Below are 15,208 nucleotides of genomic sequence, written 5' to 3' on the forward strand. Positions count from 1 at the left end.
TTCGGCCAGTGACCCGCCAGTTCGGAAGGAAACAGATGAGCGACACCCAGGACAACGGGCCCGTCAGCGCCCAGGGCGTGGACGCCAAGGAGGCGGCCGGCTGCCCGGTCGCGCACGACTCCGCGACCGCGCAGGGCAGCGAGAGCGAGAACCCGGCGATCGACTCGCCGACCCCGAAGACCGGTGGCCGTCCGCGCACCAACCGCGACTGGTGGCCCAACCAGCTCGACCTGTCGGTGCTGCACGCCCACTCGTCCAAGGGCAACCCGCTGGGGGCCGACTTCAGCTACGCCCGGGAGTTCGCCAAGCTCGACGTCGAGGCCCTCAAGCGCGACATCACCGAGGTGCTCACCACCTCGCAGGAGTGGTGGCCGGCCGACTTCGGCCACTACGGCGGCCTGATGATCCGGATGAGCTGGCACGCCGCCGGCACCTACCGGATCGAGGACGGCCGCGGCGGCGCCGGCGACGGCGGGCAGCGCTTCGCCCCGCTGAACAGCTGGCCGGACAACGCCAACCTGGACAAGGCCCGCCGGCTGCTCTGGCCGGTGAAGCAGAAGTACGGCCAGAAGATCTCCTGGGCCGACCTGCTGGTGCTGGCCGGCAACGTCGCGCTGGAGTCGATGGGCTTCAAGACCTTCGGCTTCGGCTTCGGCCGCCAGGACGTCTGGGAGCCCGAGGAGATCTTCTGGGGCCCGGAGGACACCTGGCTCGGCGACGAGCGCTACGCCTCCGAGCAGGAGATGGCGGCCGGCGTCGGCGCCACCGAGATGGGCCTCATCTACGTCAACCCGGAGGGCCCCCGCGGCAACGCCGACCCGCTGGCGGCGGCGCACTTCATCCGCGAGACGTTCCGTCGGATGGCGATGAACGACGAGGAGACCGTCGCCCTCATCGCCGGCGGTCACACGTTCGGCAAGACCCACGGCGCCGGCGTCGCCGACAACCACGTCGGCCCGGAGCCGGAGGGCGCGCCGCTGGAGGCGCAGGGCCTCGGCTGGCTGAGCACCCACGGCAGCGGCAAGGGCGGGGACACGATCACCAGCGGTCTCGAGGTGACGTGGACCGACCGGCCGACCGAGTGGAGCAACCGCTTCTTCGAGATCCTCTTCGGCTACGAGTGGGAGCTGACCACCAGCCCGGGTGGGGCCAAGCAGTGGGTCGCCAAGGACGCCGAGGCGATCATCCCGGACGCCCACGACCCGGCGAAGAAGCACCGGCCGACGATGCTGACCACCGACCTGTCGCTGCGCGTCGACCCGGCGTACGAGAAGATCTCGCGCCGCTTCCTGGAGCACCCGGACGAGTTCGCGCTGGCGTTCGCCAAGGCGTGGTACAAGCTGCTGCACCGCGACATGGGCCCGGTCAGCCGCTTCCTCGGCCCGTGGGTCCCCGAGGCGCAGCTGTGGCAGGACCCGGTGCCGGCCGCCGACCACGAGCTGGTCGGTGACGCCGACGTCGCCGCGCTCAAGGCGAAGGTCCTCGACTCCGGCCTCACCACCGCCCAACTGGTCTCCACCGCCTGGGCGTCGGCCGCCAGCTACCGCTCGACCGACAAGCGCGGTGGCGCCAACGGGGCGCGGATCCGGCTGGAGCCGCAGCGCAACTGGGAGGTCAACCAGCCCGAGCAGCTCGCCACCGTGCTGGCCACCCTGGAGGGCATCCAGCAGGAGTTCAACTCCGCCGGTGGCGCCCGGATCTCGCTCGCCGACCTGATCGTGCTGGCCGGTACGGCCGCCGTGGAGAAGGCCGCGCGGGACGCCGGTGTCGAGGTGACAGTGCCGTTCCGGGCGGGTCGCACCGACGCCACCCAGGAGCAGACCGACGTCGAGTCGTTCCGGGTGATGGAGCCGCGCGCCGACGGGTTCCGCAACTACCTGCGGCCGGGCGAGAAGACCGAGCCGGAGGTGCTGCTCGTCGACCGCGCGTACATGCTCAACCTGACCGCGCCGGAGATGACCGTCCTGGTGGGCGGCCTGCGCGCCCTCGGCAACAACGTCGGCGGCACGGCGCACGGCGTGCTCACCGACCGGCCGGGCGTGCTGACCAACGACTTCTTCGCCAACCTGCTCTCCCCGGGCACCCGGTGGAAGGCGTCGGAGTCCGAGGAGCACGTCTACGAGATCCGGGACCTGGCCACCGACCAGGTGCGGTGGACCGCCACCGCGGTCGACCTCGTCTTCGGCTCGAACTCGCAGCTGCGGGCGCTCGCCGAGGTCTACGCCAGCGAGGACGCGCGGGAGAAGTTCGTGACCGACTTCGTCGCCGCCTGGACCAAGGTGATGGAGCTGGACCGCTTCGACCTGGTCTGATCCACCGTTCCACCACCGAGCCCCGGCCGATCCGTCCCGGATCGACCGGGGCTCGTCCCGTCACCCGGCTCAGTCGTACAGCGTCCGGCTCGGCGGTACGCCGAAGACGGACCGGTAGTGGGCGGTGAACCGGCTGTGGTTGAGGAAGCCCCACCGGCCGGCGATGCGGCTCACCGTCTCGTGCCGCGGGTCCGACAGCCGGAGGTCCTCGTGGGCCCGTTCCAGCCGGATCCGCCGCAGGTGGGCCATGGGTGTGGTGTCCAGGTGTCGCCGGAACGCCAGTTGCAGCGAGCGGACGGACACCGCGGCGGCGGCCGCCACGTCGGCCGGGTTGATGTCCTGGCCGGCGTGCTCCTCCATGAAGGAGATCGCCCGGCGCACCGCCGGCGCCACCGCGTCCCGGCGGTCCTGCCAGGTCGGGTCGGTCAGCGCGGTGTTGGGGAAGACGGCGAGCGCGGCCGCGGCGAGCGTGCGCGCCGCCGCGCCGAGGACCAGTGGCTGTCGGCTGGCCTCCGGGTTGGTCAGCACGGCGAGGCGGACGTAGTGGGCGGTCGCCCGCCAGTGGTCGGCGAGCGCCGGCGACGCGGGCGCCAGGCCGGTGAACTGGACCGGGACGGGGCGCCGCCGTGGGGCCGGGCTCACGACCTGGGCGCACAGTCGTGGGTCGAGCTGGACCACGAGCATCTCGCCGGGTCGCCAGCGGATCCGGTACGGGCGGCCCGGCCGGGCGCTCAGGAACACGTCCCCGGGCCGGAACCACCCCTCCTCACCGTCACACGTGCGGCTCACCGAGCTGGTCGTGGTCTCGCAGACGACCACGGATTCCATTCCTTCGACGGTGACCCGCAGATCGCCGGACTGCGTGGTGCGGTCGGCGCGGAACGGGCCGGCGTGCAGACGGCGGTGGCGGAGCCGGTAATCGTGGCCGCCGCTGCTGATGGACATCCCCCGGGTGCCGTATGCCTCGGCGAGATACTGGTGGATGAGCTCGGGTTGCCGGCTGTCGAAGTGCTGACTGGTGGTCGATGCGAGTGCCACGTCGTCCCCTGCAAAATTGGGAACTTACTTTCCGGAATTCGTGAGCGTATTGGTCGCCTGGCCCGCTCAATGGTATTTCCTTGATAGGAATTGCGCTCACCGTTGATCCCACTCATGGGACTTGCGCCCAGCGGTCAGGGATTGCGGTCTCCGTTCGTTCTGCGACGTAGTCCGGGACTCGATCGATCGGGAAGGGTCGTTGTTCGGGGCCGTCGCGTCGGGGCGGTGGGCGGAAGAGGGGGCGCAGGTGGACGTGACCGAGGCACGACGACTGGCGTGGATGGTGGCGGCCGAGACGATGCGCCGCCTCGACGGCGACTCCGGTGGGGGAGGCCGGTTCGACGGGCACGAGGCGGCCCTCGGCGTGGCCCTGCGCGAGACACTGCACGAGGCCCTGCTCGGGCAGTGGTCCAGGGTGGACGGCCGGCCGCTGGGCGAGCTGTGTGGCCGGCTGGAGTGGACGATCGACGAGTTCGACGCGCTCGGGCACCACCTGCTCACGGTGGTGCTCACCCACCGCCTCGGGCCGGAGGCGCTGGTCCGCGTCGGCGCGATGCTCACCCGCGCGCGCCGGTGCCTGGCCCAACCGCCACCCCCCGAGGCGCGTCCGACCCGCCGTAACGGGTACGTCCGCAACGACGCGTCCCACCGCTACGCGGTCCCGCCGGCGCACCTGCCGCTCCCGCCGAACTGGCGGTGCAGTGGCTGCGCCGCCGAGTGGCCCTGCCCCACCAAGCAGAGCCAGTTGCTGGTCGAGTTCGGCGGCACCACCGCGGGGCTCGCCGTCTATCTCGGCACCTGCCTGGTCGCCGCCGCCCAGGACCTGCCCGCCATGACCGTGCCGCAGGCCCGAGCGCGCTTCCTGGGCTGGCTGCCCCGGCGGCGGTACTGACCCGCCCGTCGCGTTGCGGGTGAGCCGGCGACGGGCGCCCGGCTCAGAGCAGTTCCGCGTCGTGCACGAGCAGGGCGATCTGCACCCGGTTGTTCAGGCCCAACTTGGCCAGCAACCGCGACACGTGCCCCTTCACGGTCGGTACGCTCACGCGCAGCCCGGCGGCGATCTCGGCGTTCGACCGGCCCTGGCCGACGAGCACCGCCACGTCCCGTTCCCGGTCGGTGAGCGCGGCCAGCCGTTCCCGGGCACGGGCCCGGCGGCTTCCCGCGACCGGGTCCGCGACGTGGTCGATCAGCCGGCGGACCACCGCCGGGGAGAGGATCGCCGCTCCGGCGGCGACGGTGCGGACGGCGGCGAGGATCTCCCGCGGCGGGGTGTCCTTGAGCAGGAATCCGCACGCGCCGCCGCGCAGCGCGTCCAGCACGTACTCGTCGGCGTCGAACGTGGTCAGCACGATGATCTCCGGCGCGCCCGGTCGGGACCGGATCCGGCGGGTGGCGACCAGCCCGTCGAGGCGGGGCATCCGGACGTCCATGAGGATCACGTCCGGCCAGTGCGCGTGGGCCATCGACACGGCCTGCGCGCCGTCGGCCGCCTCCGCGACCACCTCGATGTCGGGCGACCCGCCGACCAGGATGCGCAACCCGGCCCGGACCAGCGGGTCGTCGTCCACGACGGCCAGCCGGATCGGTCGCCGGCCGGGATCCGGCGCGGCGGTGGGCGGTGCGCCGCTCACCTCGGCCACGGCAGCCATGCCTCCAGCCGGTACTCCCCGTCCTCCGCGCCGTACCGTACCCGGCCGCCGGCCAGTGCCACCCGTTCGCCGATGCCGACCAGCCCCATCCCACCGAGCCGCCCGGCGGTGCGTCCGTCCGGCGGCGCGGACGGATTGACCACCTCGATGCGCAGCCCGTCGCCCGGCCGGCCGGCCAGCCGGATCGCCGCGCTCGCGTCGCTGCCGTGCCGGCGGGCGTTGGTCAGCGCCTCCTGCGCGATCCGGTAGACCGTCCGCCCCACCATCGTCGGCGGATCGTCGCCGGCCACCTCGGCGGCGAACTCGACGCGCATCCCCGCCGCGCGGACGCTGGCGACCAGCTCCGGCACGTCGCCGAGGCCGGGTTGCGGCGGCTCCGGGCGGCCCGCGACGCCGACGACCGCCCGCAGCTCCTCGAGCGCCTCGTGGGCGCTGGACCGGATCGCGCCGGCCGCGATCGCGACCTCGTCGGGCCGCGCGTCGGTCCGCACCTCGAGCGCGCCCGCGTGCAGGCTGATCAACGACATCCGGTGTGCCAGCACGTCGTGCATCTCCCGGGCGATCCGCGCCCGCTCGGTGAGTCGCGCCTGGTCGACGCGCAGGTGCTGCTCGGCCTCCAACCGGGCGGCGTGCGCGCGCAGCGACGCGGTGAGCCGCCGGTAGGCCTGCACGAACTGACCCCAGCCGATCGCCGCGGCGCCGGTCACCGTACGCATGACGACGTCCACCCAGATCGGGTACGGCGGATCGGTCTGGAGCAGGAAGTAGACCACCCCGGTGCCGACGTGCGTCGCGCCCAGGGTGAACAGCAGCCGGGCCCGGTGGCGGACGGCAGCGGTGAACAACGCGGCCAGGATCGGTCCGGTCGCGGTCACCGAGATCGCCCCGAACGGCAGCAGCGCCAGCAGCACGGCCACCGGCCGGCGTCGCCGGACCAGCAGCGGGACGGCGCAGAGCAGGCCGATCAGCACGTCGACCGGCCACGGGATCGCCGCGCCGGCCGCTGTCGCGTCGCCGATGCGCAGCATCGTCAGGCCGTAACCCAGCGCCACGGTGACCGCCACGCCGTCGGCGAGGCGGTCACGTGCGGCCGCCCGGTCGCTCGTCGGGTCCGGCACGAGCAGGGCGAACAGCGCGGCGGCCATGCCGGCAGCCTAGGCGGTACGGCGGACGGCGCCAGCTACGAAAGTAGGGGGGAGGGCGGATCCGCCGGTCCGTGCGCGGGCGCGTGCCCGCCGGTGATCCTCGTACCGCTCGATCTCATCGATGTGGAGGATCAGGTGACAGCTGACGAGACGATCGCCGGCACGCTGCGGCGTGCGGTCGGGACCCGAGGCCGTCGGGTCCTCCTGCTGGTGACGGTCGGGGTCGGGGTCCTCGCCGCGCTGGCGCTCATGGCCGGGCTCCCGCCGGCGGAACGCACCGTCGCCACGTTCGGCGAGCCGGTGCACTCGTTCATCTCCGTGCCGCTGCCGTTCGTCGGCGTCCTGATCGCGAGCGATCTCCGCAGGACAGCCGGCGCGCGGGTGCTGCCCACGCTCGCCGGCGCGACGCTGATCGCGGTGGCCGTCGGGCTGGTCGGTGACGCGATCGTCCTCGCCGCGTCGGCCGCGTCCGGGTCCACCGCGCCCGAGCCGTGGGCGAACGTCGGCCGGATCGCCGTGGCGGGTGTGCTGGTGCAGGTGCTCGCGCAGCTCGTCGGCACCGGGCTGGGGCTGCTGTTCGCCCGGCCGGTGTGGGGCTGCCCGGCCACGATCGTGCTGCCGCTCGGGGCGTACGCGTTGCTCACGCCGTTGGGCACGACCCGGGACTGGCTCACCCCGTACGGCGCCATGCGGCACGTCCTCGGCGGCGCGGGGTGGCCGCGGTGGGCGATCGCGGCGCTGCTGTGGGGCGTCGTGCTCAACGCGGCGGGTGTCGTCGTCTCGCGCCGGCGCGCCGGTCGCGCTCGCCCGGGCGAGCGACACGGCGTGCCCGCGTTCGGTGCCGCCCTCGGCGATCGGCCGGACCGGCCGGGGGAAGACCTGCCTATCGATGGTGCACGGTGGTGACGGTGACCCCGTCGTCGGTCGCCTCGATGGTGCCGGTCCACTCGCCGTCGTCCTTGTCGAACGTGATGATGGTGGTCCCGTCGGCGGTGCGGTCGCCGGTGACGTCGAAGAAGCCGGCGGGAAGGTAGTCGCGGTAGAAGGCGAGCACCCGTTCGGGCGCCGGTGCGACAAGGGTGAAACGCGCGCCGGCGGCGGTGTCGGAGAGGTCACGCAGCCGGCTGCCGGGCGGCAGGCGGAAGTTGAACGGCAGGTTCGTCACGCCGACGTCCCGGCCGGTCAACGGGACATCCGCTCCGTCCGGCGACGGCGCCTGCGACGTCGCCGCCGGCCGGTCGTGGGAGAAGGTGACAGTGGTGTCGCGGGATGAGGCGATGACCGCGACGGTCCACCCCTTTCCCTCGAGGTGCAGCGTCCCGCCGGTGTCGGTGCGTACCGGATAGCCGGAGGCCGGTCCCGCCGTGCGGTAGTGGGCGAGCGCCTGCTCCGGCGGGGGCGCGGTCAGGATCACGGTCGCCGCGCCCGGGTCGCCGAAGGCGGTGTCGACTCTGCTGCCGGCCGGGAACCCGAGACCCGGCGCGACCCCGAGGACGGTCCGGCCGTCCACCTCGACCCGGTCGCCCTGCTCCGGACCGGCTGACGGCCCGCCCGGCGTGCCGGAGGCGGCGCTCGAGCCGGGAGCTGCCGGCTCCCGGACCGGTGCGGCCGAGTTGCCGCAACCGGTCGCCGGGGTCAGCAACGCGATGCCGGCCAGCCCGCCCAGCGCCCGCCGGATGATCGTCGAGGCCCACCTGCTCCGGACCTGTGCCATGGGTGTCCCTTCCGGTCGGGGGTCTGTGCCCGTCGTCACGATCATGCCGGTCGCCCGCAATCCCGCCAGCGGAGTCGCAAGCGTGGGAATTCTTGCAACGCCCGTAGCGCGTCCTGAGTGGGTTTCCCCTGGTGCGGGCCGCCAAAGTGGCGCGGGTGTTGCGCGCCGGTTTCGAAAACTTTGCCGCAAGGTATTGCAAAGGCTTTCATGAATGCCGCATCGTTGTCGCACCCGGACGGCCGTCCACCCCCGCGCACCCCTTCGAGCACCCGGAAGAGGTCCCCCTGCCATGGAATCCGCCAGGCCACACCCGCGACGCCGGGCCGGCCGCCTGTTGCTCGCCGCCGCGCTCGTCGCGGCCGGCGGCACGGCCGTCGTCACCGCCACCACCGCCGCCACCCCCGCCCGTGCCGCCGTCACCCTCAACGACAGCGAGGTGACCGCCAACCTCTGGGAGTGGAACTGGCCCTCGGTCGCCGCCGCCTGCACCGACTACCTCGGACCCGCCGGCTACGGCGCGGTGCAGGTGGCCCCGCCGCAGGAGTCGGTCAGCCTGCCGAACAGCCCCGACGGCGTGCACCCCTGGTTCGAGGTGTACCAGCCGGTGTCGTACAAACTGGACAGCCGGTTCGGCAACCGGCAGCAGTTCGCCGCCATGGTCACCGCCTGCCACGCCGCCGGTGTGCGGGTCTACGTCGACGCGGTGGTCAACCACATGGCCGGCACCAACAACCCGGCCGGCACGCGCGGTTACGCCGGCACCGAGTTCTCCGGCTACGGCTACCCGGCCGTGCCGTACGGCAGCGGGGACTTCCACCGGCCGGGGGACAACTGCCCGACCGGCGGCGGCATCAGCGACTGGAACAACGAGGCCCAGGTGACCAGCTGCGAGCTGCTGTCCCTGTCGGACCTCTACACCGAGAAGGAGCCGGTCCGCGACAAGATCGCCGGCTACCTGAACGACCTGATCGGGCTCGGCGTCGACGGCTTCCGGGTGGACGCGGTCAAGCACATCAGGAAGGACGACTTCGCGGCGATCATCGGCAAGCTGGACGACACCGTCGCCGAGGGCCGCCGCCCGTACGTCGCCCAGGAGATCTTCGACGGATCCAGCAACCCGGCGTTGCAGGCCCGGGCGTTCACCGGCAACGGCGACGTGCTCGACTTCGGGTACGCCAAGGGCATCCGCTCGGCGTTCCTCGGCTCCATCTCCACGCTGGCCAACGTGCCGAACTGGAACCTCGACGCGCCGAGCGCCAACGTCTTCGCCATGGTCACCAACCACGACCTGGAACGCGACGGCGTGGTCCTGTCGTACAAGAACGGCACCGACTACGTGCTCGCCAACTACTTCGCACTGGCGTATCCGCACGGCAAGCCGTCGGTCTACGACAGCTTCACCTGGTCGAACCGCAACCAGTCCCCGCCGAGCGACGGCACCGGGCGCGTCACCGACACGGCCTGCGGCGCGGCCTGGAACTGCCTGAGCCGCAGCGCCGGCATCAAGGGCATGGTCGGCTGGGCCAACACCGCCCGGCCGGTGAAGACGGTCTCCGACTTCACCACGGTGAACAGCAACGTGATCGGCTTCCACCGGGGTGACCGGGCCTGGATCGGCATCAACGACTCCGGCTCGGCCGCCACCGCCACGTTCACCACCGGGCTGGCCGACGGCCGCTACTGCGACGTCATCTCCGGAGTCGCCGACGCCGCCGGCTGCACCGGCGGCACGGTGACCGTCTCCGGCGGCCGGGCCACCGTCACCGTCCCGGCCAACGGCGCGGTCGCGGTTCACGTCAACGCCCGCGCCGGCGCGAACCCCTCGCCGACCGCGTCCCCGACGCCCTCGCCGACCGCGTCCCCGACCACCAACCCCACCGACCGGGTCGCCACCACGTTCACGGTGAGCGCCACCCCGGCCGCCGGACAGGACGTGTACGTCGTCGGCAACGTCCCCGAGCTGGGCTCCTGGACGCCGGCCAACGGCGTCAAGCTCACCGCCCAGGGCGGCGGCGCCTACCGTGCCACCGTCGCCCTGCCCCGCTCCACGGCGGTCGAGTACAAGTTCGTCAAGGTGACCACGGCCGGCGCGGTCACCTGGGAGTCCGGCGCGAACCGGAGCCTCACCACGCCGTCCGCCGGCACGTACGCGGTGACCGAGACGTTCCGCGGCGACACCGTCTCGACGGCGGTGGCCACCTCGTTCGCGGTCACCGCGACCACCGCCTACGGGCAGAACGTGTTCGTGGTCGGCAACGTCGCGGCGCTGGGCGGGTGGAACCCGGCCAACGGGGTGGCGCTCTCCGCGGCCACCTACCCGGTGTGGCGGGCCACGGTGGACCTGCCGCCGAACACCGCGGTCGAGTACAAGTACGTGAAGAAGAACCCGGACGGCTCGGTGACCTGGGAGTCCGGGGCGAACCGGAGCTTCACCACCCCGGCCGGCGGCACCCGCGCCACCACCGACACCTGGCGCTGACGACCGGACCCGGCGCGGCCCGTCCCCGCAGCGGGGGACGGGCCGCGACCGGCGGTCAGGCCGGCGAGAACGACCAGACCTGGGCCGGATTGCCGAACCCGGTGCAGTGGTAGATCTGGACGGTCGCGCCGTCGCTGGACGACCCCGCGCGCACGTCCATGCACCGGCCGCCGACCTGGGACTTGACCTGGTGCACGCCGGTGAACGAGTTCGGGTTCAGCGTCCACTTCATGCTCGACGTGCCGGTGCAGGCCCACTGCTGCAGCGGTGTGCCGTCGGCGTTGACCGCGTTGCGGACGTCCAGGCACATGCCGCTGAACCGGTTGACGAACGTGTAGGGGCTCTGGCCGACCGGCGACCAGTGCTGCACGGCCTGCCCGTCGCAGGTCCGCTGCACGACGAGCCCGCCCAGCGACGAGGGCGCGCCGTACCGGTCCACCTCCAGGCACTTGCCGCTGCCGTAGTTGACGATGCCGTAGTAGCCGCTCGCCGCCTGCGCCGGTGGGGCGAGGACCGCCCCGAGCCCGGTGGCCAGCACGCCCGCCGCCAGTACCCCGCCGACCCTTTTTCTGATCATTGCCGTGTCTCCCCTCGACTCGAACCCGCTTCCCTGCGCCGGGACGCGCCGATCCGGGTCGTCCCGCCCCCCGGCACCGCTTCCCGGCTGGTGACGACGCTAGGGACGGCCGGCGTCGCCCGGATCCGGGAACCTCCTAGTCGATGCGGCCACGACGGGTCGCTGTCGGGAACGTGTCGCCACCGTCGGTCCGGAACGGATCAGCGGCTAACGTGCGGCCATGGGGGGAACGGCGGTTCCGGCCGCCGCCGGCGGCACGGCAGCCGGGCGCGGCACGGAAGTGGACGGCGGCACGGCCTTCGACGACCGCGGCACGACGGCCGGGGCCGGCACTGTCGTCGACGGCGGTGGGGACGACCTGCTCGGCCGGGCCGACGAGTGCCGCCACCTGACCGGCCTGCTGGCCGACGCCGTGGACGGTCGCGGAGGGGCCCTGGTGCTGCGCGGCGCGGCGGGCGTGGGCAAGACGGCCCTGCTGGACCACTGCGCCGCGCACGCCGCCGGGATGCGGGTGCTGCGCGCGACGGGGGTGCCGTTCGAGGCGGAGCTGCCGTTCTCCGCGCTGCACGAGCTGGTGCGCCCGCTGCTGGACCGGCTCGACGAGCTGCCGGCACGCCAGGCCGACGCGCTGCGCACCGTGCTGGCCATCGACGGCGGGTCCGGCACGGTCAACCGGCTGGCCGCGTACGTCGCGACGTTGACGCTGCTCACGACGGCGGCCGAGCGTACGCCGGTGCTGTGCCTGGTGGACGACGCGCACTGGATCGACCCCGCCTCGGCCGAGGCGTTGCTGTTCACCGCGCGGCGCCTGCTCGCCGACCGCGTCGCGGTGGTCTTCGCCGCCCGCGACGTCCCCGGCTTCGAGGCGCGCGGCGTGCCGGAGTTGCCGGTGGCCGGGCTCGCGCCCGACGCCGCCGTCCGGCTCGCCATGCGCGCCGGGCTCGACCGGCGGGCCGCCACCGACCTGGCGGCGGCCACCGCCGGCAACCCGCTGGCCCTGATCGAGCTGCCGGCGACGCTGGGCGAGGAGCACCGGCACGGCTGGTTGCCGCTGGACCAGCCGCTGGTGCTGGCGGACCGCATCCGCACGAGCGTCCTGGCGCACGCCCACGGTCTGCCGGAGGCGACCTGGCGCGCGCTGGTCGTCTGCGCGGTGGCCGGTACGACCGGGCCGACGCTGCTGGCGCAGGTGCTGGCCGTGGAGGGGTTGCACCTGGACGTGCTCGATCCGGCGGTCGACGCCGGGCTGATCCGGGTGGCCGACCGGGAGGTGACGTTCCGCCACCCGCTGACCCGGGCCGCGGTGCATTCCGTCGCCGGGCCGGGGCAACGCCGGGCGGCGCACCGGGCGATCGCCTCGGTGCTGACCGACGCCGACGCTGCCGACCGCCGGGCCTGGCACCTCGCCGCCGCGACGACCGCACCGGACGAGCGGGTGGCCGCGTTGCTGGCCGGGTCGGCCGAGCGGGCGCAGCGGCGGGGCGGGGTGGTGGCCGAGGCGCGGGCGTACGAGCGGTCGGCGCGCCTGACCCCGGACCTGGACCTACGGGCGTCGCGCCTGATGAGCGCCACCCGGGTCTGGGCCAACGCGGGCGCCGGCCGGCACGCCGTGGCGCTGGGGGAGGAGGCGCTCAGGCTCACCAGCCGGGTCGACCTGGTGTGCCGGGTGAAGCCGCTGCTGGTCCACCTCGCCCACCAGCACGGCGGCGCCGCCGTGCGCGACGAGACGTTCCTGGCCGAGGCGGAGGCGTACGCGGGCGTCGATCCGCTCGGCGCGGCCAAGCTGATGAGCGCCGGGGTCAACCAGTTCTGGGCGCGGTTCGACATCACCGGCATGCTGCCGCTGTGCACGCGGGTCGCGACGCTCGCCGCGACGGCCGGCGGCCCGCCCTGGCCCAAGGGGCTGATCCGACTGGCCGCCGCGCAGGTGCTGGCCGGGCTGCCCGAGGGTGCCGCGCTGGCCCGGGAGTGCGTCGCCGTCTGCGCCGGTCACGCCGACGGCTCGGCCGCGGAACTGGCCGAGGTGTTCTGCTGGCTCGACGACCAGGACGCCGCGCGGGCGCTGCTGGCACCGGAGATCGAGCGGGCGCGGGCGAGCGACGACATGTTCCTGCTGGCGTACGCCCTGCCCCGGCTCGCCGAGCTGGAGTGGCGGGGCGGCCGGTTGCACGACGCCTACCGGGCGGCCACCGAGGCGGTGCGGATCGCCGAGCAGGTGGCCCTGCCGCTGCTGCGGGCGGAGGCCCTGGCCGGGCTCGCCGTCGTGGAGGCCCTGCTGGGCGCGGAGTCGCGGGCGCTGGCGCGTGTCGAGGACGCCCGCCGGCTCCTGCCGGCGGAGTTCCGCGAGGTCGAGGTGCGGCTCCGGTACGCCACCGCCATGACGTCGGTCGTCGCGGCGCGCTGGAGCGAGGCCGTGACCGAGTTGGAGTGGATCCGCTCCGCCCAGCGTCGCGGCGGGATGGTGGAGCCGGGCTGGCTCCCGGTGGTCGGCGAGCTGGCCCAGGCGTACGCCCGGCTGGGCCGCCCGGAGCGGACGGCGGAGCTGCTGGCGGAGCTGGGCGACGGCCGGGTCGCTGCCCGGGTGGTGGCGGCGCGGGTCGCCGCCCTGCTCGCCCCGGAACCGGACCTGGACGAGGCGTTCGCGGCGGCGCTGGCCCGCGGTGACGGGGCGGACGCCCCGCTGGAGCGGGCGCGGACGCTGTTCGACCACGGCCAGCGGCTGCGTCGGGCGAAGCGGCGTCGCGACGCGCGGGTCCAGTTGCATGCCGCCCTGCGGCTGTTCGAGACGGCCGGCGCCCAGGGGTGGGCGCGACGCTGCCGGGCCGAGATCGACGCGACCGGCCGGCGGGCGCCGGCCCCCGACGACCGGGGTGTCGACCGGTTGACCAGCCAGGAACGGCAGATCGCCCTGCACGTGGCGGACGGGCTGACGAACCGGGAGATCGCCACCCGGATCTTTCTGTCGCCGAAGACGGTGGAGTACCACCTCGGCAACGTCTACCGGAAGTTGCAGCTCCGCTCGCGGCCGGAGTTGATCCGCCACCTGGCCCGCCTCTCGTCGTCCGAACCGGGCTGACGCCTCCACCCGGCCGGGGCGATCGCGACCAGCGCGGCGGCCAGGCACGCCCCGGCCGCGGCGACGAGCGGGGGCCGCCCGCCGGCGTGCACGGCGACCGAGCCGAGCGGGATGGCCAGCGTTATCGGCCCGAACATCGCGGTGTTCGCGGTGCCGGCCACCCGTCCGAGCAGCTCCGCGGGCGTGTGCGTCTGCACCGCCGTGACGGCGGCGACGAGCGTCCACGGCAGACCCACGCCGACGATCGCGGAGGCGGTCACCGTGGCCGGCCACCAGGGCAGGCAGCGGCCCAGACAGCCGGCGGCGAACAGCGCCGCGCCGGCGACGCCGACCGCGGACGCGCCCCGGCGGGCGACCAGCCGGCCGACGACCAGCCCGGCGACCACCGAGCCGGCGCCCTGTGCGCTGGCCAGCACGCCGAGGAACGTCGACGGCAGGGCGAGCTCCTCGACCACCACGGCGTAGAGCGCCGCGGTGGTGAAGCCGGACATGGCGATCGACACCGCGGCGAGCGCGACGGGTACCCGCACCGCGCGCCGGCGCAGGAGGACGGCGAGTCCGACCCGGAGGCCGGGTGGGCGCGCCGCCGCCGCGGGCCGGTCGCCCCGGGCCGCGTCGGAGGTGGTGGCCCGCAACCGCAGCGCGCCGTACCCGACGGCGACGAGCACCGGCACGACGGCGCTGAGCACGGCGACCGGGTGCCCGCCCCGCCACGCGTAGAGGCCCGCCCCGGCCAGCGGCGCCACCAGCTTCATGCCCTCCTGCGCGCTGGACCGCCAGCCGTTGACGTCGGCGAGCCGCGCCGGGGGCAGCGCCGCCGGCAGCAACGCCGTCTCGCCGGCGTCGATCAGCACGTAGCTGACGCCGTAGGCGAACAGGACCGTGAAGATCAGCCACGCCTGGCCCGGCCCGTGCACCGCGAGCAGGCTGAGCAGGGCGGCGGCCAGCGCCAGGTTGACGCCGATGACCAGAGGCCGGCGCGGCGCGCGGTCGAGCAGCCCGCCGAGCCAGGGGCCGGCCAGCACCGGGGCGTAGACGCAGAGCCCGGCGAGCGCGGCCAGCCCGGTGGAACCGGTCAGGTCGAGCACCCAGATGCCGGCGACCAACGACATGGCGCTGCCGCCGAGCCCGGAGAGCAGCGAGATGGCCACGAACAGCACGGCGTTGCGGCGCATGAGCCCTCCGAGATCGAGCGGGGAAGACTCACATCCTCAATTC

At 74.2% G+C, this 15,208-nt stretch carries 11 protein-coding genes; 5 read left to right on the top strand and 6 right to left on the bottom strand.

Annotated elements, in window-relative coordinates; translation table 11 throughout:
* The first annotated feature begins 35 nt into the window (after window positions 1-35).
* The gene (gene katG / locus GA0070213_RS00375) at window positions 36-2,312 is read left to right on the top strand and encodes a catalase/peroxidase HPI (protein WP_091055352.1); all 2,277 of its coding nucleotides are present in this window, start codon (window positions 36-38) and stop codon (window positions 2,310-2,312) included.
* Window positions 2,313-2,381: 69 nt separating this feature from the next.
* Here the strand turns inward: katG and GA0070213_RS00380 are convergent, their stop codons facing one another.
* Window positions 2,382-3,350, bottom strand: a complete 969-nt coding sequence (locus GA0070213_RS00380) for an AraC family transcriptional regulator (protein ID WP_091055355.1) — start codon at window positions 3,348-3,350, stop codon at window positions 2,382-2,384.
* Window positions 3,351-3,597: 247 nt separating this feature from the next.
* Here GA0070213_RS00380 and GA0070213_RS31980 point away from each other — a divergent pair, with 247 nt between their 5' ends.
* A complete protein-coding gene (locus tag GA0070213_RS31980; protein ID WP_245716188.1) occupies window positions 3,598-4,242 on the top strand; it encodes a hypothetical protein in 645 nt (214 codons plus the stop codon).
* A 43-nt stretch (window positions 4,243-4,285) separates the two neighbouring features.
* On the opposite strand, the gene GA0070213_RS00390 is transcribed toward GA0070213_RS31980, so the two are convergent.
* Both GA0070213_RS00390 and GA0070213_RS00395 read right to left on the bottom strand, forming a co-directional pair.
* Window positions 4,286-4,999, bottom strand: a complete 714-nt coding sequence (locus GA0070213_RS00390; RefSeq protein WP_091055357.1) for a response regulator — start codon at window positions 4,997-4,999, stop codon at window positions 4,286-4,288.
* A complete protein-coding gene (locus GA0070213_RS00395; RefSeq protein WP_091055359.1) occupies window positions 4,978-6,144 on the bottom strand; it encodes a sensor histidine kinase in 1,167 nt (388 codons plus the stop codon). Before GA0070213_RS00395 ends, GA0070213_RS00390 begins: the two co-directional genes overlap by 22 nt.
* A 135-nt stretch (window positions 6,145-6,279) precedes the next feature.
* Between GA0070213_RS00395 and GA0070213_RS00400 the strand changes: the two genes are divergently transcribed.
* A complete protein-coding gene (locus tag GA0070213_RS00400) occupies window positions 6,280-7,050 on the top strand; it encodes a hypothetical protein (RefSeq protein ID WP_139128597.1) in 771 nt (256 codons plus the stop codon).
* On the opposite strand, the gene GA0070213_RS00405 is transcribed toward GA0070213_RS00400, so the two are convergent.
* A complete protein-coding gene (locus GA0070213_RS00405) occupies window positions 7,028-7,858 on the bottom strand; it encodes a hypothetical protein (protein WP_091055365.1) in 831 nt (276 codons plus the stop codon). The genes GA0070213_RS00400 and GA0070213_RS00405 overlap by 23 nt on opposite strands.
* A 289-nt stretch (window positions 7,859-8,147) precedes the next feature.
* Between GA0070213_RS00405 and GA0070213_RS00410 the strand changes: the two genes are divergently transcribed.
* Window positions 8,148-10,337 (top strand): carbohydrate-binding module family 20 domain-containing protein, encoded by a 2,190-nt coding sequence (locus tag GA0070213_RS00410; RefSeq protein ID WP_091055368.1) that lies wholly within the window; start codon window positions 8,148-8,150, stop codon window positions 10,335-10,337.
* Window positions 10,338-10,392: 55 nt separating this feature from the next.
* Here the strand turns inward: GA0070213_RS00410 and GA0070213_RS00415 are convergent, their stop codons facing one another.
* The gene (locus GA0070213_RS00415) at window positions 10,393-10,914 is read right to left on the bottom strand and encodes an RICIN domain-containing protein (protein ID WP_091055371.1); all 522 of its coding nucleotides are present in this window, start codon (window positions 10,912-10,914) and stop codon (window positions 10,393-10,395) included.
* 220 nt (window positions 10,915-11,134) lie between these two features.
* On the opposite strand from GA0070213_RS00415, the gene GA0070213_RS00420 reads away from it, so the two are divergent.
* Window positions 11,135-13,990 carry a helix-turn-helix transcriptional regulator gene (locus GA0070213_RS00420; RefSeq protein ID WP_091055373.1) on the top strand — a complete coding sequence of 952 codons (2,856 nt, stop codon included), beginning with the start codon at window positions 11,135-11,137 and terminating at the stop codon, window positions 13,988-13,990.
* Here the strand turns inward: GA0070213_RS00420 and GA0070213_RS00425 are convergent.
* Window positions 13,912-15,165 carry an MFS transporter gene (locus tag GA0070213_RS00425; RefSeq protein WP_091055376.1) on the bottom strand — a complete coding sequence of 418 codons (1,254 nt, stop codon included), beginning with the start codon at window positions 15,163-15,165 and terminating at the stop codon, window positions 13,912-13,914. The two genes, GA0070213_RS00420 and GA0070213_RS00425, sit on opposite strands and share 79 nt — an antisense overlap.
* Window positions 15,166-15,208: the final 43 nt, after the last annotated feature.

The sequence above is a fragment of the Micromonospora humi genome (genome assembly GCF_900090105.1).
Taxonomy (GTDB): domain Bacteria; phylum Actinomycetota; class Actinomycetes; order Mycobacteriales; family Micromonosporaceae; genus Micromonospora; species Micromonospora humi.

Bases quoted from the DNA above. Each gene is read 5' to 3' on its own strand.
- GA0070213_RS00425 (WP_091055376.1), bottom strand. From the start codon at position 15,165: ATGCGCCGCAACGCCGTGCTGTTCGTGGCCATCTCGCTGCTCTCCGGG.
- GA0070213_RS00415 (WP_091055371.1), bottom strand. From the start codon at position 10,914: ATGATCAGAAAAAGGGTCGGCGGGGTACTGGCGGCGGGCGTGCTGGCC.
- GA0070213_RS00420 (WP_091055373.1), top strand. From the start codon at position 11,135: ATGGGGGGAACGGCGGTTCCGGCCGCCGCCGGCGGCACGGCAGCCGGG.
- GA0070213_RS00405 (WP_091055365.1), bottom strand. From the start codon at position 7,858: ATGGCACAGGTCCGGAGCAGGTGGGCCTCGACGATCATCCGGCGGGCG.
- katG (WP_091055352.1), top strand. From the start codon at position 36: ATGAGCGACACCCAGGACAACGGGCCCGTCAGCGCCCAGGGCGTGGAC.
- GA0070213_RS00390 (WP_091055357.1), bottom strand. From the start codon at position 4,999: ATGGCTGCCGTGGCCGAGGTGAGCGGCGCACCGCCCACCGCCGCGCCG.
- GA0070213_RS00410 (WP_091055368.1), top strand. From the start codon at position 8,148: ATGGAATCCGCCAGGCCACACCCGCGACGCCGGGCCGGCCGCCTGTTG.
- GA0070213_RS00395 (WP_091055359.1), bottom strand. From the start codon at position 6,144: ATGGCCGCCGCGCTGTTCGCCCTGCTCGTGCCGGACCCGACGAGCGAC.